Origin of the sequence: Desulfosporosinus acidiphilus SJ4, assembly GCF_000255115.2 — a bacterium.
In the GTDB taxonomy this organism is placed as follows: domain Bacteria; phylum Bacillota; class Desulfitobacteriia; order Desulfitobacteriales; family Desulfitobacteriaceae; genus Desulfosporosinus; species Desulfosporosinus acidiphilus.
Genome location: NC_018068.1, coordinates 1,552,270 through 1,571,387, shown reverse-complemented (window position 1 = coordinate 1,571,387; position 19,118 = coordinate 1,552,270). Strand labels below are relative to the sequence as shown.

Genomic DNA, 19,118 nt, shown 5'->3' with positions numbered 1-19,118 from the left:
ATTGTAATGCCCTGCCTATTCTACCGTCCTGGGACATTCTCTGATTTCTATGTTAACAGCGCTGGATTAGATATCTAATCCAGCCTGGAATGCCCTTAAATTTACCTCAAGCAATTTTGCTGGAACCAGATCCTGTATGACCTCCTGCCAAGGAATATCCTTCAGGTCTAAAACATTCACTAAGGCCCCGAGCAGAACAATATTCTGCGTCTTAACGTTGCCGGCTTGTTCGGCAATAGCTACAGCTTTCAGCGTGACTACATGATCAACTGCTTTTTGCAGATTTTCGATGATACCTTGGGGATAGGCTTCTGCACCTGAGAGAACTGTTTGGGAATAAATCTCGTGATCATTAAGAATTATGGTTCCGCCAAGCTTCAAATGGTCGATATACCTCAGCGCTTCAACCTTTTCAAAGGCTACTAAGACATCTGCTTCCCCTTTATCAATAATGGGTGATGCTACTTTTTTACCGAAAATAATATGCGTCGTAACGCTTCCGCCTCTTTGTGCCATACCGTGGATTTCTGACATTTTCACATCATAACCGGCCCTTAGTAATCCTTCGGCGAGAATTTTTGAGGTGAGAATCGTTCCTTGACCGCCAACTCCAACAAGCATTACCTTCTTATTCATATTATTCACCCACCTTAACAATCGCATCGAATTTACATACCTGTTGGCACACCGTACAACCGTTGCACTGGACTTCATCGATTACCATCTTATCATCTTTAACGGCGATCGCTACACAACCGGTTTTTAAGCAGGCCTTGCAATTTTTACATTTCTCAGTATCAATATAACAATATTGTCCCGCTCTCTCTTTCTGGACTTCTTTGATCAAAGCACAGGGACGCTTAGTGACAACAACGAAAAGTTCTTGAGAGTCATAGGCTTCCTGCAAGGCTTTCTCAGTTTCCTCCAGCTTATAAGGATCAACCACCCGAATGTTCTCCGGTTTTACCCCTACCGCCTTGACAATGTTAACCAAATCAATAACAGGTGCTTCCTCACCCATCAGAGTCTTGCCTGTGCCGTGGTTTTGTTGATGTCCCGTCATCGCCGTAATGCTGTTATCCAAAATGAGGACAGCCATGTTGCTTTTACTGTAAACCGCATCCATCAAGCCAGTAATACCGGAATGGAAGAAGGTAGAGTCTCCTATAACGCCGAACACTTTTTCTTTCCGGCCACCTTTTTGATTAGCTTTTTCAAAGCCGATACCGGCGGAGATTCCTGCCCCCATACAAATTACCGTATCCAGAATATTTAAGGGCGGGACCATTCCCAGGGTATAACATCCGATATCTCCGGTAACAACAATATTTTTTAATTTCTTCAGAGCCAAAAATAACGGACGATGCGGACAACCCGCGCAAAGCACCGGCGGTCGTTTGGTCGCCTGTTGCTCAACTTGATAACCTGGGGATGCTTTCTGTCCAAGCAGGGCACTTCGAATAATTCCCGAATTCAGCTCCCCGCAGATTGGAAGTGATTCTTTGCCCAGGCATTGAATACCCAATGATTTTACGTGCTGCTCCAGATATGGATCATTTTCTTCAATGACATAGACCGTTTCCACCTGGGCCGCAAATTCCTTAATCATTTTGTCCGGAAGAGGATAGGTCATCCCAAGTTTTAAATAAGAAGCATTCTCTCCAAAAACCTCTTGGGCGTGAAGATAGGAGATCCCACTGGTGATGATCCCAATTTTCTTATTGCCCCATTCAATCTTATTAAACGGACAAGCTTCTGAATATGCTTTAGCCTTTTTAAGCTTTTCTTCAACAATGGGATGCCGTTGTAAGGCGTTCCCCGGAGCCATGACATATTTGGCAGGATCCTTAGTATAAGTTTTTAAGCCGACTTCTTTTCTCTCACCGAGGTTTTCGATAACACTTTTACTATGGCACACCCTGGTTGTTACCCTAAAAAGTACCGGTGTATCATATTCTTCACTTAGTTCGAAGGCCGCTTTAATAAAATCAAGACATTCCTGACTGTCGGAAGGTTCCAGCATAAGCACCTTAGCATGGGGAGCTACCCAGCGGTTATCCTGCTCATTTTGGGAACTGTGCAGTCCAGGGTCATCTGCCGTTATAACCACCAAGCCGCCGTTAATTCCTGTATAGGCGATGGAGTATAGAGGATCGGACGCCACATTGAGGCCGACATGCTTCATAGAGGCCAAGGCCCTGGCACCAGCAATCGCCGCGCCGCAGGCAACCTCCATAGCAACTTTTTCATTCGGTGACCACTTGGAGTAAATTTCTTTGTACTGCGGCAAATTCTCCAGTATTTCAGTACTTGGAGTTCCTGGATAGGCAGCAGCTATTAAACAACCGGCTTCATAAGCTCCTCTGGCAATAGCTTCATTTCCAGTCATAATTAATTTTTTCATTTTCCCACTACCTTACTTCTTTTTTTAGCATCTGCACTATCAGGCATCTAATAGTCTGCAAATATTACAGTCTTCATCCGGGATTGGGACAATAACTTACAACAATTTCGGTAATTAATAACTATTAAAATTATACATAAATCTCATTATTCCTGCTAAACTGTACATATTTTGATCCACTTTATCCTAAGGTCATATTCAATCTTTTAGAAAGTGAACCTATAAGCAAATAGCGAACAGAGAATTTCCAATCAGCGATTACTTTTAGGAACACCGGGCAGCAAATACGACTTAACGTTACAAAGCCAAATCATGTGATCATAATTAAGTCCCCAATAATCTTTTACTACTTTATAGGGTTCTCCAAATTTCCTCAACCATCGTTTTTGGGCATTTTTATAGCCGCTGTCTAAGCAAAACTGGTCAATGCCCTGTTTATCCAGCTGCATTACCATGGTACTAAGCAAAGCTGATCCAACACCCTGGCCTTGATAAGGAGGCAATATGAATAAACTTCCTATTTCCCCTACATTATTTAGCTGCCTTTCTGTACATTTTTTGATATCTTCACCACATGGTCCAAAAGATATTGTGCCGATGACATTCTCGTTTAGTTTAGCAAGCAGGAAATAAATCTCAGGACCATCTTGAGTCAATGAGGAATCAAGCAGCTGCTTTTTAAAGTAAATTTCATTCATAATGTCTTTTTTCCGAGACCCGAGACCCTCTTTGTTATAGGTATCTGGTATTGTCGTTTCGAAAACCTGATAGGCTGATTTTAAGTCAGTTTGACTTAAATTACCTATTTGTAAACCTTTTAGCATTCAAAAAAAAACCCCTTATGCCATCGATCCTTAAGGGAACATTCGTCAGGAACCATATTATTTCCTTTTTTGTTCTACGGTTACTTTATCATTTGATATATCTTCTTTCAATTGTTTAATCCTTCCAATTACCCGTTTTCCTTCAAAGATTTTGCTCCAAATTCGGGTTAAATAATGACCCTTCGTAACCAAGCCCGAAAACGGATCTTAAAAAAACTTTAATAAATAACGATAACCATATTTTGGCTGAGGACCTTAGGCATAACTAATCTGCCTATTCAATACTTATAACAAATGGACAATGGTCTAAGCATAATGGGATCTGCAAATCCCATTTCTTAGACGTTCAAAGGCTAAGCATTTTTATATGATGTAATGTGTAGTCTTCAATTTCAAAAAGGAGGCCGTAGATGCTTAAATCAGCTGCAAAGAGATCCGGTAAATTTACAACGTTAGTTGTATTGTCTCTAGTACTGGCGATAGTTGCTGGAGCAAAGCTTATTAACTTTAAAAAAAATTCTGCCTGGCAAGATCTTTCAGATAGTATGCCAACGATTTCTGCACCTAGTAAAAATGCCGGCCAGATCGAGGGTTCACTTAAAAATATTGTTAAACAGTACAAAGGGATTATATCATCATCTCAGCAAACGAATAAGGATCAAATGTTCTCGAATCTCGATAAATTATATCAATTATCAGTCAATGATTATGTTAATGCCAAGGCTTTAGAAAACCTTTCTGCAAATAATTCAACAGTCAATGATTTAGTACAAGTGACAACATTTCTATCATCCTCCATATTTGAAATGAAAGACAGTATGATAAACTCGGGAGAATTCAGCCAACAACAATTAAAAAACAGCCAGGAAGACCTGGCTTCAGCGATTAAAGATTTAGAACGAGTCCAAAAGGGGATTAAAAAGTAGCCACCTAGTTGGAGCACAACAAATTGTGTAGCCTGACCTTTTTAAAGTCGGAGCATTTAAGTGCCGCTATTCCACTTCCTACCAACTAAACTCTCAAGAACTTTTCGATTGATCCTAATCAGATTTGGCTTTAGTTCCTTCCCTTGCTTTGTTCCAACATCTTCGACAAACAGGCAGATAGCTCTCGTTTCCGCCAACTTCAATTTGCTGCCCCTCAAAGATAGGTACTCCATCTTTAAACCTTAAGACCATGGTTGCTTTGCGGTTGCAATACCAACATACAGTTTTTACTTCTTCAATTTTGTCAGCATAAATCAGAAGGGCTTCGCTCCCTTCAAACAAATTATTCTGGAAATCATTCTTTAAGCCGTAAATAATCACCGGAATATCTAACTCATCAACAACCCGGCAGAATTCCAAAACGTTGCCACGGGTTAAAAAGTTTCCTTCATCACATAAAACACAATCCGGCATTTCTCGCTGGACTAGATCAAAAATGTCTGTTTTTGGATCAATAGTTATAGCCGGTTTGGAAATTCCCATCCGCGAAGTGACTCGTCCAACGCCAAAGCGGGTATCAATCGCTGGAGTAAAAATTAAGACTTTCTTTTCCTGTTCCGTATAGTTATAGGCTATTTTCAATAAATCCGCGGTTTTACCGCTCCCCATGGTCGCATAGCGAAAATATAATTGTGCCAATTTTTCTCCTGCCCTTCGCACTTCTGTAATAACTTTTTATTGAAACGTAATTCCGCAATCATTATTTAGTTTTAGTATAACATAGGTGTTCCCGCCACGTTAGAAGCATTAAATAATGGAACCTCCTAATACCCATGTTCACCCGGCCTAGTACAACAAACTTCATAAACCTTTCCAATTGTGCATCAATCTATGAATCTCCGCAAAGAACTTAGATTTCGTTAACGGTACTTAATTTAATTCATATTCCGTGCCATTCTTAAAGCGGATCGGATTCCCCTACGTATACGGAAAGGTTCGTCATATGACAAGTTCATAGAGTAGTACGCTGCGCCCTTGAATACTCGATGCTGATTCCTCAATATATCTGGCCCCGATCTTTTCATAAAACCCTTTAGCATTTGGATCTGAGAAAATAAACAACCGCCCAATTGACTTTTGTCCGCACAGATTAACTGCAAAGGATATTAATTCAGTTCCAATTCCTTCCCCAATAAACTCCGGCCGAATAAATAGATGGTCTAACCAATAACCTTTCCTAACTAAAACCTTGCCTGCCCGAAAGTCTCCTTTCACCTCAACGATCGAAAAATAACCGGTAATTTTCCCCTCGACCTCAGCAATGTACACAAGGTTGTTCTTTATATAGTCGGGAGTGATGGTCAACTCTTGTTTCCAAACATCAAAATATTCCTCAGGGTAGTTCCAATATCTTTTTGAAGCAAAAGAAATTAAAGTCAAGTCGGGGCTGTTCTTGCTTTCAGCTCGTTGAATAATTATTTTACTCAAGTGGTTTCTCCTTTTAACTAAATTACTTTGAATATCAAGTATCCAAAGAATACCGAGATAATCTTTCTGATAGAGAAACAATCAAATATTGGATCCTGAGAGTTCATTATTCTGCTTTAATTCCCTTTACAAATACAAAAGTGTTATCATCCGACAACTTATCCATATATTTAAAACCAAGCCCATTAAATTTTTTGATTTCTTCCAAATCTTCAATAGCTTTTTCGGCCATAAACCGCACCATTTCCCCGCGAGCCATCTTCACATAAACCCCCTTTTCGACAACTTTGCCGCTCAACATCTCGCCGAATTTACAAGTAACATAATTAACATCGCCTGTTAAGTATTTCTCAATAGTTTTACTGTATTCAGCTGAAGCAAGATTCAAAATCGTGGAATCATTGCGGATTAATTCCTCATAGATGTCATCTCTCCAATAGTCATACAGATTATTGCAGAAAGGCGTTTTTAACTTTGCCTGCATTTCCAAGCGATAGGGTACAACCCCGTCAAAAGGTTTTAGTATCCCATAAAATCCAGATAAAATCCGCAGATGATTTTCAATGTAGTCAAAATAGTCGTACTCAAATACCTGAGGTGCCATGTACTTGTACTGGATGCCATCGTAGGCTAAAATAGCCGGGTTTGTGTAGCTGCATAAATCCATGGCTTGATACCGTTCATAATTCAGTCCGGCAATCTCGTCATTACAACAAAGCAGGTTTTTAAGTTCCTCGTATGTAAGGCTCCGTAGATACTCCTTGAGCTTTTGAGTTCTTTCAAGGAACACAGGGATATTACGGGGCGGAAGAAAGTCCGCGTCCCTATTCATTTTCTTCGCCGGAGAAATAATAATTTTCAACTTATGTCGTCCTTTATTTTTTTCTTTGATATCATCAGGATTTCTTACTAGAGGCTTATTTTATATGAACTATTTTCTTCTTCAAATAATCCAACGCGTCGCCTCTTCTTTCTTGTTGCTTCTTTAAAATGGGCAGACTCTTCTCTGTGATTTTACAATTCTACAAGTAACGGTTCATGTCCAGTATAAGGCAGAAACTTTGAGAGAAGATCAGACGTCTTAATCTTTAAACTGGAAGTGTTGATACAAGGATGACATCCTACATATTCGCTCTCCAAAACTTCTTTATCAATCAGCAATTGTACTGATTTTCTTATATCATAGACAAGACCTAATACACTTACTGATCCTGGTTTAAGCTTTAAATACTTTTCCATATCCTCAGCCTCAGCAAAAGATAATCTGGAGGAATTAATCTGTCTTGATAAATCTTTTGTTCTGAACTTCTTACGCCCCGGCATCATCAGCAGATAAAAGCTTGTCTTTTGTGAGTTGCAAAGGAACAGATTTTTACAAATGTCAATTTCTAAGAGCTTTTCAACCTCAAAGCAAAACTCAATAGACGGGGTTTCATCATGATCAAGCCTGTAGTAGGGAATATCAAGTTTTTCCAATAAATCGTAAATCGCCATTTCCGTTTCTGGTCGATTTTCTTTGATCGGTTTGGTCCTGTATAAAGTAGGGTCAATTTTAACGCTTTGCATATTTTACCTCATGTTCTCTATTTTAAAGTTATTCATGCAGCCTCACACCACAAAGAAAAACATTCAACAAGTTCTCAAATATTCCTTCAAATTTTTTGCAAACCATTTTTCCGGGGGCTTGAATCCACTTCTAATTAATTTGAGATTAACAATTTTTTGAACGCAAAGTATTAATCCCCAGTACCAGCTGCCAAAGCAGGGAAGCATATATAGTAATACGTTCCTTAATTCCCATCCACGGCGTAGGCAGCTCTGCCAGAACTCGAAGTCCGTCAAAACCGGCTAAAGCCCAAAATAGGAGAAGTATCAAGATTGTCCCGATGGAATAAATGCGGAACCACTTCCCGTATAAAGTGGATCCAACCCAAGTGACTAATAGAATAATGAATGCGGTCACACTCGTTAATGTTAAGTGCATAATATCGATTATAGTCTTTTTGACTCCACGAAGGTGCATGGGAAAGAATAGCATCGTTACTTGTTCCACGATTCCATATCCTATAAGTAACATTACCGTAAACCTAGTGCGCTTTCGTCTGTCTGTCATTAAGAGACCTATGCCGAAGGCAACAACGAGTACATTGTATATGGAATACAACAAAACGGTAAAGGGTCTGGTCGGGGACCCGATCGCCTGCAGTTCGCTGACGCTTTGAGATATGTAACTGTAGTTATTAAAATGCATGACTGAAAGAATGTCAGTAACTATATAAAGCAGGGAAGAAAGGATACCGAAGATAAGCAAAATCTTTCGTACCGTCTCCACTGTAGGAACCTCCATTATCCCGAAAGATTTGATACGTAAGTAAAGGGTACATCGGTGATTGTAATCCATATACTCTGGCTTATTTCTTTTAGAATAGTCTTGCGTTATTATGAGACTGATTGCAGGGCTATTTCCATATATCGTTATTGATTTTTCCTTCGTGTACATGATAGAAATTTAGTCTGTGCTAATATACTAACCATAATCTTTGAAAATTACCTTGCCTTTGAAGAAACAATTCAAATCGAGTCATTGGCGAAAGCTAGAAGAATACTTAAATATAAAGAAACCCCACGTTATTCATTAATATTAACGTGGGATTGCAAAACAATTTCATACAACTATAAATGTCTAAGTCCATTTAACTGATGGCTGCATTCTTAAAAGCAACCAATTCGTCGGCAAACTATTTTAATAGCATGCTATTCATTTTATGCAATTTAAAAGCAGTTCCTAGGGCTAATCTTGTATCGAAATTATCTAAGGACATTCCCAAGATCTTCTCAATACGTTGTTTACGGTAATTGAGGGTCTTCTGATGAACGAAAAGTCTATTTGCAGCATCTTTCATATTATTGCTTTGCAGGATTTCCTCCAGTGTAACCAGAAAATCAGATCCTTTTTTCAAATCGTATTCAATGAGAGGACCAAGCATCTTCTGAACAAACTCAAAGGTGTTATCACTTCTGTAAATATTTGTGAGAATTTGAAAAAGTCCTATATCACGGTAATAATAGATTCCTCCCTCGTTTCGATCCTGATATTGAGCAGATAGTAAAGTGTTCCATGCTTCCCGATAGCTTTTCTGTATACTGTCGGAACCGTATTGAACATCACTGACACCCATTGAAATAGGAAGATTAGGATTAAATTCAGAAATCATCTTCTTAATTTCAAATACACTTTTCACGGTTTCTCCCTCAGAACTCTGGAAATCCTTAGAGTTACATATTACACCAATCTTATCCTGATTATCCCAAACAAGGCAATTCGTTTTGCTGCTCATGAAATATAGAAGCTGGTTCTTTTGATTCTGAATACGTTTTTTTTGAATAGGTTCTTCTGGGACATTATTTATATGGAGCAGACAGCAATATAATGGAAGGTTTAAATCAATACCAAACTCCCTAGCCATAGAGACTGTTTTCTCATTTTGTGTCAAATTGCCATTCAGAATATTATCGATGAAATCACTTTTGCGCTGCAACTCGTATTTGAATTTAAGCACTTTGTCAATTTCAATCCATTCTGTTATATCCGATAAAAATACAGCAACAGTCCTTTTTCCATTAATAGGATAGTGCATTGGCACGGATCGGCTTTCAAAATAACGTTTTACGTTTCCAAAATTTATTTCCCGAATCACGCTCCTATTTTCTCCGGTCAATAGAGTTTGTCTTATATCTTCCGTCATTGAATCTGCCAGTTCTTGTAGTAAAACTTTATTGTCACCGAACACCTCAATATACCTTCCATCTTCATCAACAATGGCGCTGAAATTGGGAATGGCTTGGGCGAAGTTCCTTAATTTCTTTTCGTTTTCCGAAATTCGCTCTTCTATTTCTTTAACTCTGGTAATATCGATGATAGTTCCAACTGCCCGGATTGGTTCCATAGTTTCATTAAATACTATTTTGCCTTTGGAACTTACCCACCGATAGGATCCATCTTTGTGCCGCATTCGATGTTCAATTTGGTATTCGTTGGTTTTTCCTGCCAAACTTTCCTGAACGGCTCGATTAACTCTGTCGATGTCGTCGGGATGAATAGATTTTTGCCAATCCTCCGCCCCCCCATTCAGCTCATGATCTTCATAGCCGAGAATCGCTTTCCAACGCTGATCGTTCGTTGCGGAATTATTGACTAAATCATAATCCCAAATACCTGCCTCCGCTCCCGCAATAACTAACTCCATCCGCTCACAGTTTTTCTCAAGTTCTCGCTCAAGCTGAACCTTATTCGTAACATCGACGATGATTGAATGGATCGATATATTATTTTCGTAATTTATAACTCCTGAAAAGATTTCTACGTCACGTACATCTCCATTTTTATGCCTATGCTTTGACTGAAAAACCTTATGGCCTGTGGCTTTTATTTCCTTTATATTATCAGCTAAAGATGACCGATCACCAACATTAAGATCAAAAATCCTCATTGACAAGAGTTCATCAGTTAGATATCCATAATAATTAATAGCAGCTTGGTTAGCATGCAAAATTTCTCCAGTACCAGCCTTAATGATAAGCATAACGGCCGGACTTTGATTCATTAATTTCAGTAAAGCATCTCCATCATCGGTTTTTTTTATTTTTTTCATATTTAAAACCTCTTATTAGTAAAATAAATTTTCTATAACAGAGAGCCACTTACTATCTATCGTCTGAGCGACAACCCAATACTAAAATATACCTCTTTCCCCGTATTCAACTGTTTTAGTAATTAACCAAAAGACCTATAAGCTTAAACTAAGTGCAACGTTCTATACAATTAGGTCTTCTGTCCTATTTACATCATAATAATCTAGTTCAAAGAACTTAACTAGTATCAAAAGTCACTAAATTAAAGTGCTATTTGCATAAGTTAATGTGACCTTGGCCTAAAAGAAAATGGATAAAAATCCGTCCCCGGTCAACAAGTCTTCAGTACTATAATGTTTTACTATTTAACTGCTCAAGGCAGTTCATTGAGTAAGTCCTAGGTTTGAACCTACATAAAACAAATTACCAGAACAAGCGTCCTGGTAATTTTTCCGTTTCCGTTAGATTTAATATATGAACATTGCCACAATACCGCTAAGTATACCTATTAATACGACAGCTCCTGCCACAAATAAGAGCACTTTCGTTGGGAAGACTCGTTTGACCATAAGAAGAGATGGTAAACTAACTGCGGGCAGCGTCATGAGTAAAGCTACCCCCGGACCAATACCTAGACCAAAGGCCATGAGTGATTGGACAATAGGAACTTCTCCCGCAGTTGGAATGATAAATAAAGTTCCGGCTATAGCAAGTCCAATTACTGCAAGTAGGCTGTCAGCCCATTCTGTGCCTATTGCCGGAAATAACCAGGCACGAATAGCCCCGAGGATAACAACAACAATGAAATATGCAGGAAGGGTATCTCGAATTAAAGGCAGCAGAGCCTTAATCCATTGTTTAAAAAGATTCCCTTGGACTTCATCTTTAAAATCATTTGCAATAAAGTCATCCGGGGTCTCATCACCGCTTACCAAGTGGTTCGCTAAATATCCGATCCCAAAAACCATAACAATTCCGGCTACAATTCTAAAAAGAGCTAACTTCCAAGAAAGTACAAAACCCATAAAGATAATGGTTGCAGGGTTAAGCACTGGATTACCAAGCCAGTAAGCTAGGGCTGCCCCGATAGAAGCCTTCCTTTGTCGCAGGCCAACGACAACTGGAGCCGAGCAACATGTACACATCATAGATGGGATTCCGGCAGCCCCTGCAAGTACTGTACTCTTAACATTCGTTCCCCCAAATAATTTGTAAATCCAATTCCTTGGTAATAATACCTGTACCAGAGACCCTAATAAGAGTCCTAAAATAATCGCTTGCCACACTGCCTTAAAATAGGAAATGGTATAATTCCAAGCCGCCGTCCATGATGGAGCTGGTGGAACCGAAGCTTTACCCGAAACAATGGAATCCCCAATGGAATGTTTGGCAGCTGCCAAAAGGGCTTTGTGAAAATATGGGTTCCATTTCACATACCATACACCAACTAAAAATATAATTGCGAATAAAAAAACATAGGGCAAATAATTTCGGTTTTTTTGATACATTTGTACTTCAATGTCTCCTCCTACTTATAATATTCTTGGCTCTCCTTCTTGATAATTAATTTATTATGCATAAACATCACTTGCCTATTATATAATATTCTTCGCTGATTTCATAGGCAGAATATCAAGTTCGTACCACCGTCTGGAGATCCTTAGGAACCCTTTCGGCATGATCCCCAAATCCTGTTAGAAGGGCCAAACCGCCTTTATTTCCCAAGTTCCCTAGTACTATTTTCGACAAATTAATTATAATTTCGTCAAAAATCTATTGACCTAATCCTAGTTTTCGAGTATTCTTTATTTATCCCCCTATACGGGGGTTAGGTTAGGTTAAATTAATTTAAGCAGTTCAAGTTCCAAACAACATCCAACTTCCATCCTGATTCTCTTAGAACTAAATAGCTTTCAATTCCGGCTGCAATCATCTAAACAACAAACTAGGAGTGAGAGTATGTCAGTAGTTAGTGAAAAAGTTACTGCCCGACTCCAAGAAATCTTTGGCGAAAGAATAAGGATTGATCGAATTGAAAGGAAACTCTATTCTTATGATGTGGGGGCTCTGCCTTTTCTGATTAAACCTTTTGTCCCCGTTGGAATTGCAGGTGCTGTGGTTCGGCCAACATGTGAAGAAGAAATCGCAGAGTTGGTCAAGCTTGCCCGGCAAGAGAAGATTCAGCTTGTGCCAAGAGGTTCGGCCACTTCAGGCTATGGAGGTGCTTTACCTGCAGAAGGAGCTGTTGTGGTAGACTTGAGCGGCATGAATAAGCTGATCGCTGAAGATTTGGACCAACAAACAGTTCGCGTCCAACCGGGGATTATTTGGGAACAACTGCAAAAACAAATCAACAAAAACAATTTAGATTTAAGGCTATATCCCACCTCCCTGCCTGCTTCAACTGTTGGTGGTTGGCTGGCCCAAGGCGGTTCCGGTTTTGGTTCCTATGAGTACGGACAGTTTAAGGAAAATGTTTTGGCAGCCAGGGTAGTTATGCCTTCTGGTGAAATTAAGGAATTCAGCGGTCAGGAATTGGGGGACTATATTGCGGATGCTGAAGGAATTACTGGAATCATTAGTGAAGTAACTCTCAAAGTCCGAGAATTACAGACAGAGGTACACCGGGCTTTTGCCTTTGAGAATTCTCAAACCTTAGGTGACGCTTTAAAGGCCATCTCCCATCATAACTTACCCATTTGGTCCATCACTTTCCTAAACCCGGAATCCATGCGGCTGAAGAAAAAACTGCCTCATAAACATGGTCATCCCTATGAAGAAGCTAATCCCCATGTAAGACCGCAGCTTCCGGAAGCTTTTGTCTTGGTCCTGGCCTATCCTGAATCACGTCGCTCAGACATCGATATGCCTTTAATGAGAATTATTGAGGCTAATAAAGGTGAAGAACTATCTTCAGAAGCAGCTGAACACGAATGGGATCTGCGTTTTGCCCCCATGCGCTTAAAACGGATTGGTCCTTCCATCATTACCACTGAAGTTATTATACCCACTAAAAACCTAACAGCCGTTTTAAACGATATTGATAAGAAAATTAAACAACCTTTCGTTGCCGAAGGTATGGTTGGCAAAGATGATAAAATAACAATCTTAGGTTTTATTCCCCACGATGAGCGTTCCTTAGCCTTCAACCCAGCCTATGCCCTAGCAATTTCCGTCATTAATATTGCTAAAAAATACGAGGGTTCGGCCTATTCAACCGGTTTGTATTTTAAAGGTGAAGCGAAGAATGTTTTAGGTGCTGAACGTTACCAAAAACTTACTGCCTATAAGGCCAAAGTCGATCCCCATAATTTATTCAATCCCAATAAGGTAATAGGCTCGGGTCTCATTAATTACATTATGGGATTGGCTTCGGTATTTGAACCTCTGATTCGGCCGATTGCCAATGCGGCTAAAGCTCCAACGGGTGATCTTTCTGAAAGAACTAAAGACAAAAATGGAGTTCCGGGAAGTGTAGCCTTCTTTGCTACAGCTTGTGCCCGTTGCGGTTATTGTGTCTCAACTTGTGAACAGTTTATGGGGCGTGGCTGGGAGTCCCATTCTCCTCGCGGCAAGTATGCCTATTTGCGAGAGGTTATTGCAGGCCGAGAGAAATTTAGTCCGGAAATGGTCAATAAGTTTCTTCTCTGTACCACTTGTGAAGTTTGTAATACCCGTTGTCAACTAAATATCCCTGTAGAGCATAACTGGATGACAATGCGTGGACAATTAGTTCATGAAGAAAAACGGATGACCTTCCCGCCTTTTGAAATGATGGCTGCATCCCTGCGTGGGGAAAAGAACATTTGGGCAAGCAAGCGAGAAAAAAGGGCGGACTGGGTCCCGGAGGACATCAAGCCAAAAATTAAAGAAAAAGCTGAAGTCATGTACTTTGCCGGCTGTACAGCATCCTTAGTCAACAGTGATGTTGCAGTATCGACTGTCCGCATTCTGGATAAGGCCGGTATCGACTTTACCTATCTCGGTACTGACGAGGCTTGCTGCGGCATACCTATGAAGGTAGCCGGTAAGTGGGATGTCTTTGAAGAGATTTTTGAGCACAATGTTAATGAAGCAAAAAAGCGCGGTGCCAAAACAATCGTTACCTCCTGCCCCGCATGTGGCTTAGTCTGGAAAGAACTTTATGCCGATTTGGCTCGAAAAAAAGGAATTGACTATCCGTTTAAAGTCAAGCACTACTCAGAAATTGCCGCTGAGGCCTTAGCCAAAGGAGATTTGAAGTTTGACCACGAAATAAACGCTAAAATTGCCTTCCATGATTCCTGTCATGCCGGGCGTGCCCAAGGAATTTATGAACCGCCTCGCGAACTTATTGCCGCTATTCCGGGCGTAGAATTAGTCGAGATGGAGCATAACCGCGAAACCGGCTTATGTTGCGGTTCTGTACTGACTCTGATTGGCGAAACACCGGTCGCTCCAAAGCTGGGGGGTATGAGAATTCAGGAAGCCATTGATGTCAAGGCTGATGCCTTGCTCGCTCTTTGTCCTTGCTGTCAGGTTCAATTGAGAACAGCAGCTAAAGCTAATAACTTCGACATTCCGATCACGGACTTAGCACGCTTTATTGCCAAGGGTTTAGGATTTGAAACAGAAGATAAAACAGAATTCTCTCTGGAAATGTGGAGTTACTTCGAGAAATTTATCCTTTTAATGGACCCCCAAAATATGGCTAAAATTATGGGGGCTCTCTTCCCGCAAATGTTTGCCAACATGCCTCCCGGCATGGTACCAATGATGAAGGTCATGAACTATATTCCCGGTGGCTTAACTATCATGGGAAAAATGATGCCTCTGATGATGCCTAAGCTGGTTCCAGGAATCATGCCAAAAGTCATGCCGGATATGCTAGCCGAGGTATCGCGCCGCGTAGGTCCTCTGCCAGAAGATATGGAAGAATTGATGCCTGACCTGCTGCCGAAAACCATGGACGCCTTAATGCCTAACATGTTGCCCCAACTTGTTCCGTATATTACCCCCATGATGCTTGACTATATCAGAAACGGCGAACTATCCTCCCCGGCCCTTTCTGTTCGTGAACCTGCCGTAACCAGCGAAGCACGAAACAAACAGAATGCTGCCAAATGATTATAAGACTGCCAGGGCTTGCTCTGGCAGTCTTAATTATTTGCTCAAATACTACCAACGTACCTTGCTATAATTATTTCAAAATTATTTTATTTTTCCAAAATTGGCAGGCTATTAACCAGATGACTCTAAACGTTGAAAAGAAGCTATTTTCAGGAGAAAAAGGCGGGAATGGCAAAGATCGCCATCTTTTTGCCTGGTCCCATACCCCTCAAGGCAAAGTTCAATATATTGACACTTTGCTGAACGATATCTCTACTCTCTATACCCTATAAGGGCAACCGGGCACTGGAAAGTCGACTTTCTTAAGCCGGATTGCCGATCACAGATTCTCCAGTCAAACGACTGTTTCTGTATGGTACGAGTGCCATAATTGATGTCGAGGTTCTCGAGGACAAGTCAACCGATTTTAATTTTCTTTGATGGTAACAGATCGAAGATTTATACGTTTGCGGAAACATATCCACCAACAATTTCGAAGTTATATATAAAATTCACTTTGCTTTGCTTTGATATATTTGTTTTCTGATATTTCTCATATGAAATATGTTCAGTTAATAATTCCGCCTTTGTTTTTAGCTAGATTTTCGCGCCATTCGCGTCGCTCCGTAGTTGTCAGTTTCGCCCACTCTGTTTCTTCACCAATAATTCTTAAAGGTTCTTGTGAGCGATAAGAACGTGTTAAGTTACCAGGGAATTTTTTGTCGGTAACATTTGGATCGTTTTCAAACTCACCTGTTGGTTCTATTATATAAACGCGTTCTCTTCCATCTCCATTTGCTAATGCTGCTGCCAGTCCTGCGCCATTGATATTAGCAGAGAAATAAATGTGGTTCATTTTAAGCCCAGGTTTGTAATTTGAATTTCCACCTGCTGTCAGTAAATCGCCAACCTGCAAATCTGCCTTTGTCCCATGATAAAATGGCCCTTCATCAGAAGGTGCACCTTTATACGAATTTGACAATTCATAATTTCTTTTTGCATTATCAGAATCACACAACTCCTCATAACATTTGGCAATGTTTAAATATAAAGTTGTGTATGCGCTTTTAACATTTTCATCATTGATATTTAGTGCACACTGTAAAGATGTTTCCATCCATTTCAATTTGTCTGTAATACTCTTTTGTTGACGAGCTAAATGATAAGCTGCTATAAATCTTTCATAGTCGTCTGTTGATTCCTGCCATGCTTTATGAAACATCATGATTGCATCTTCAGTGTTTCCGCCATCTTCCAATCTCATTCCGCTCATACAGAGTTTAATAACAACGTTATTTGGATCAAATTTTACATTCATCTTATCACCTCCAAAATTAATTGATCGTTATCATGAGTATACCCAGAAATTCAACTCCTCAAAATCTTCTCCATTGGCAGGCTCTTGATGCAGGCTTGTGGGAACATATTTGTATAAAAAAAATATCCTACACCTGGTTATCCGGTGTAAGAGATGATAGCTCTGTATGGGGTGGATAGCAAGTTAATTAATGGTTATGACTATAGCATCAATATGCCATTAGGGTCCCGTTCCAGCACTGGAGACTTTCCATCCACCATTGTCTTTTACTAAATAGAAGAAGTTCACATCTGCAAAGTTTCCTATAACTCCATTAACATAAAATAGCTCACCGTACTGAGGATCATTTATATCTGAATCTCTTACCATCATTGTTAATGTACAAGAGTTGCTGTTTTCTTTTAAATATTTAGCTATTGCTTGCTCTTGTGGCGTTTTAGGCCTTAAGAATAACCAAACTATTAGAATTAATATAATGCTAGATATCAGCTTGTAAGTATTTTTAAATTTTAACTGTATTCGTGAGATTATAAAAATTATAACTTGTATATTTATCATGAAGATAAAAAAAACAGGTACAGGGTCTATTTGATAGACTTGACCATTAGAGTAAAACCAAATTATTGGAAAAATAATCATTGAGACTATGAGGCCTACTATTATTCTTCTAAGGTTGGATTTATAGTCATTCAAACTACGTACCCCTTTTCCAATCTGTTGGCATATTTTCAGCAACGAAATTTTACATATCGCTTTGCAAACATAAAAGCCTAATTCTCATATTTGCAAAGTTCCTTCTTTACAGGCGATAGAATATTAAATTTAAGTTAACGAAATAAAGCTAAACAATAGTTGAATTTGCCTTTAATTCCTGGTAAAAATTAACTTTTGCGGCCTCATAATAGGGATTGACCCATAGTAATGCTAAACCAAAAGTTACTGCAACTAATAGAAGCCAACCTAAAAAGCTAAGCTCGAGGATAAATAAATCAAATTTATACCCAACCATCATAGCTTTGCTTTGTTTCAATGCTTCTAATGCACTTAAATGTGGGTTATCCATCATAATATAGTAAGCCATTGAATATCTAAAACCAGCTATAATTCCCGGGATAATTAGAAGCAAACTCCATAAGGTTGTGAAAATTGTAATCAGGAGATTTAAGATAAAGGATTTTAGAAAAGATTTGAATCCGTCACCTAGGTCTTTAATGCCGGGGTCTTCATTCCTAATCAATTTAAGAAAGAATCCTGACGCTCCAAGTGTTAATGGACCCATCAAAATAAAACTAATTAAATCGCCCCAGCCAATCTCTCCGATTAAAATATACTTAATAAAACTACTAATACTACTAAATGGGTTCACAGGAGGCACATTTAGTGCTCTTCCATACAGAAAAATATTTCTAACAGCATAAACTGGTCCATTCTCTCTAAAGGCAATCGTAAGTAGCCAGGTAAAGAAACATACAATGATTGCCTGCAGCCAATAACCTTTTAATTGCTCCTTCGCTTTACATTTTAGATCCTTGCTTTCCTGAGGCATATGTTATACTCCTATCATCTTTCTTTGTATTACAGAAAATCCTTTGCAGGAGAAACATTCCTAGTAAAACCTAAATACCTGGTACCTTGAAAGGTAAGTTTTCCAATGTCATTTTCTGCTAGCTGTCCGTATTCACGACCATTTACCAAAAATTCCATTCGATCTCCGCTTTCAACCTCAAATGTAACATAATATGAGGTACTTGATTCAACATGCTGAATTCCATTTTCCCCGACGTCATTATGAATACTGCTAGTTGAATAAGTTCTCTTTGATATAACCTTTGCAGCAACATTCAATACTGGTTGTGAATTATTATGTTTCCATTGACCAATGCTTTTTACTATGCCAACAATAACAATGCCGAACACTAAGAAAAAAATCACAAAGAAAAATATTGGTACTACTGAAAACATTATCCCTGGTGGACCATTATTTGTAAACATACGAACTCCTCCTTTACTATGTTCAATTTATTTAGTTAATTCCATATTAAGGGCAGATATCCTTTTGCATATTTTATAAAAATAATTAATCCGCATTGACGACATGTCTTCATGTTCAAACACCCCCTTTAGGCTTTTATTGTAAAAAGGACCATAACAACGGCTTCCAACCGAACAATCGCAACTTGGTTTTGTTCCTGTGAGCCAGCCTTTAATAATCGCAATATACATTATGAGGGAAACCTCAACACATTTTCCCGATTCTATTGCTAACGTAGTGACATTTTAATCTTAATATGTATATGTAACAAATATGTCCCACCTCAAGCAATAATGTTAATTAAAGCCATATTCAATTTCATTCAATAATTCTACGTATGAAGCACTAGACTTCTCCTCAAACACATTGATTATACACGTCAACCTGTATTCTAACTGTTGTCTTC

The 19,118-nt window shown here is 39.3% G+C and carries 17 protein-coding genes; 3 read left to right on the top strand and 14 right to left on the bottom strand.

The window, feature by feature from the left end:
• Positions 1 to 66 precede the first annotated feature (66 nt).
• The 3 genes from DESACI_RS07225 to DESACI_RS07215 all read right to left on the bottom strand — a co-directional run bounded on the left by DESACI_RS07225 (position 67) and on the right by DESACI_RS07215 (position 3,228).
• Complete coding sequence (locus DESACI_RS07225) at positions 67 to 636, bottom strand: indolepyruvate oxidoreductase subunit beta (RefSeq protein ID WP_014826531.1); 570 nt, start codon at positions 634 to 636, stop codon at positions 67 to 69.
• A gap of 1 nt (position 637) precedes the next feature.
• Positions 638 to 2,404, bottom strand: coding sequence for an indolepyruvate ferredoxin oxidoreductase subunit alpha (gene iorA, locus DESACI_RS07220; protein ID WP_014826530.1), 1,767 nt, complete (start codon positions 2,402 to 2,404; stop codon positions 638 to 640).
• 251 nt (positions 2,405 to 2,655) lie between these two features.
• Complete coding sequence (locus DESACI_RS07215; protein WP_014826529.1) at positions 2,656 to 3,228, bottom strand: GNAT family N-acetyltransferase; 573 nt, start codon at positions 3,226 to 3,228, stop codon at positions 2,656 to 2,658.
• 410 nt (positions 3,229 to 3,638) lie between these two features.
• Between DESACI_RS07215 and DESACI_RS07210 the strand changes: the two genes are divergently transcribed.
• Positions 3,639 to 4,154 (top strand): hypothetical protein, encoded by a 516-nt coding sequence (locus DESACI_RS07210; RefSeq protein ID WP_014826528.1) that lies wholly within the window; start codon positions 3,639 to 3,641, stop codon positions 4,152 to 4,154.
• 114 nt (positions 4,155 to 4,268) lie between these two features.
• On the opposite strand, the gene DESACI_RS07205 is transcribed toward DESACI_RS07210, so the two are convergent.
• From DESACI_RS07205 to DESACI_RS07175, 7 genes are all read right to left on the bottom strand, one after another.
• Positions 4,269 to 4,853, bottom strand: coding sequence for a thymidine kinase (locus tag DESACI_RS07205; protein ID WP_014826527.1), 585 nt, complete (start codon positions 4,851 to 4,853; stop codon positions 4,269 to 4,271).
• Between the two features lie 300 nt (positions 4,854 to 5,153).
• Positions 5,154 to 5,642, bottom strand: a complete 489-nt coding sequence (locus DESACI_RS07200; protein WP_014826526.1) for a GNAT family N-acetyltransferase — start codon at positions 5,640 to 5,642, stop codon at positions 5,154 to 5,156.
• 106 nt (positions 5,643 to 5,748) lie between these two features.
• Entirely contained in the window at positions 5,749 to 6,504 is a 756-nt protein-coding gene (gene yaaA, locus DESACI_RS07195; RefSeq protein ID WP_014826525.1) for a peroxide stress protein YaaA, read from the bottom strand.
• Positions 6,505 to 6,656: 152 nt separating this feature from the next.
• Positions 6,657 to 7,208, bottom strand: a complete 552-nt coding sequence (locus DESACI_RS07190; protein WP_014826524.1) for a prolyl-tRNA synthetase associated domain-containing protein — start codon at positions 7,206 to 7,208, stop codon at positions 6,657 to 6,659.
• A gap of 145 nt (positions 7,209 to 7,353) precedes the next feature.
• Positions 7,354 to 7,974, bottom strand: a complete 621-nt coding sequence (locus DESACI_RS07185) for a DUF998 domain-containing protein (protein WP_014826523.1) — start codon at positions 7,972 to 7,974, stop codon at positions 7,354 to 7,356.
• 406 nt (positions 7,975 to 8,380) lie between these two features.
• On the bottom strand, positions 8,381 to 10,294 hold the full coding sequence (locus tag DESACI_RS07180) for a PAS domain S-box protein (protein WP_014826522.1): 1,914 nt from the start codon (positions 10,292 to 10,294) through the stop codon (positions 8,381 to 8,383).
• 447 nt (positions 10,295 to 10,741) lie between these two features.
• On the bottom strand, positions 10,742 to 11,782 hold the full coding sequence (locus DESACI_RS07175; protein ID WP_014826521.1) for a permease: 1,041 nt from the start codon (positions 11,780 to 11,782) through the stop codon (positions 10,742 to 10,744).
• A 451-nt stretch (positions 11,783 to 12,233) separates the two neighbouring features.
• On the opposite strand from DESACI_RS07175, the gene DESACI_RS07170 reads away from it, so the two are divergent.
• Complete coding sequence (locus DESACI_RS07170) at positions 12,234 to 15,380, top strand: FAD-binding and (Fe-S)-binding domain-containing protein (RefSeq protein WP_014826520.1); 3,147 nt, start codon at positions 12,234 to 12,236, stop codon at positions 15,378 to 15,380.
• Complete coding sequence (locus DESACI_RS07165; protein ID WP_041276000.1) at positions 15,377 to 15,655, top strand: hypothetical protein; 279 nt, start codon at positions 15,377 to 15,379, stop codon at positions 15,653 to 15,655. Before DESACI_RS07170 ends, DESACI_RS07165 begins: the two co-directional genes overlap by 4 nt.
• Positions 15,656 to 15,930: 275 nt before the next feature.
• Here DESACI_RS07165 and arr read toward each other — a convergent pair whose 3' ends face one another.
• The 4 genes from arr to DESACI_RS07145 all read right to left on the bottom strand — a co-directional run bounded on the left by arr (position 15,931) and on the right by DESACI_RS07145 (position 18,672).
• Positions 15,931 to 16,344, bottom strand: coding sequence for an NAD(+)--rifampin ADP-ribosyltransferase (gene arr / locus DESACI_RS25745; protein WP_427846747.1), 414 nt, complete (start codon positions 16,342 to 16,344; stop codon positions 15,931 to 15,933).
• A gap of 555 nt (positions 16,345 to 16,899) precedes the next feature.
• Positions 16,900 to 17,373 (bottom strand): hypothetical protein, encoded by a 474-nt coding sequence (locus DESACI_RS07155; protein WP_041275999.1) that lies wholly within the window; start codon positions 17,371 to 17,373, stop codon positions 16,900 to 16,902.
• Between the two features lie 148 nt (positions 17,374 to 17,521).
• On the bottom strand, positions 17,522 to 18,226 hold the full coding sequence (locus DESACI_RS07150; protein ID WP_014826517.1) for a DUF975 family protein: 705 nt from the start codon (positions 18,224 to 18,226) through the stop codon (positions 17,522 to 17,524).
• 29 nt (positions 18,227 to 18,255) lie between these two features.
• Positions 18,256 to 18,672: a DUF2500 domain-containing protein gene (locus DESACI_RS07145; protein WP_014826516.1), complete on the bottom strand. Its 417-nt coding sequence runs from the start codon at positions 18,670 to 18,672 to the stop codon at positions 18,256 to 18,258.
• Positions 18,673 to 19,118 lie beyond the last annotated feature (446 nt).

Bases quoted from the DNA above. Each gene is read 5' to 3' on its own strand.
- DESACI_RS07225 (WP_014826531.1), bottom strand. From the start codon at position 636: ATGAATAAGAAGGTAATGCTTGTTGGAGTTGGCGGTCAAGGAACGATT.
- DESACI_RS07165 (WP_041276000.1), top strand. From the start codon at position 15,377: ATGATTATAAGACTGCCAGGGCTTGCTCTGGCAGTCTTAATTATTTGC.
- DESACI_RS07145 (WP_014826516.1), bottom strand. From the start codon at position 18,672: ATGTTTACAAATAATGGTCCACCAGGGATAATGTTTTCAGTAGTACCA.
- DESACI_RS07180 (WP_014826522.1), bottom strand. From the start codon at position 10,294: ATGAAAAAAATAAAAAAAACCGATGATGGAGATGCTTTACTGAAATTA.
- DESACI_RS07215 (WP_014826529.1), bottom strand. From the start codon at position 3,228: ATGCTAAAAGGTTTACAAATAGGTAATTTAAGTCAAACTGACTTAAAA.
- DESACI_RS07190 (WP_014826524.1), bottom strand. From the start codon at position 7,208: ATGCAAAGCGTTAAAATTGACCCTACTTTATACAGGACCAAACCGATC.
- DESACI_RS07210 (WP_014826528.1), top strand. From the start codon at position 3,639: ATGCTTAAATCAGCTGCAAAGAGATCCGGTAAATTTACAACGTTAGTT.
- DESACI_RS07150 (WP_014826517.1), bottom strand. From the start codon at position 18,226: ATGCCTCAGGAAAGCAAGGATCTAAAATGTAAAGCGAAGGAGCAATTA.
- DESACI_RS07170 (WP_014826520.1), top strand. From the start codon at position 12,234: ATGTCAGTAGTTAGTGAAAAAGTTACTGCCCGACTCCAAGAAATCTTT.
- iorA (WP_014826530.1), bottom strand. From the start codon at position 2,404: ATGAAAAAATTAATTATGACTGGAAATGAAGCTATTGCCAGAGGAGCT.
- DESACI_RS07175 (WP_014826521.1), bottom strand. From the start codon at position 11,782: ATGTATCAAAAAAACCGAAATTATTTGCCCTATGTTTTTTTATTCGCA.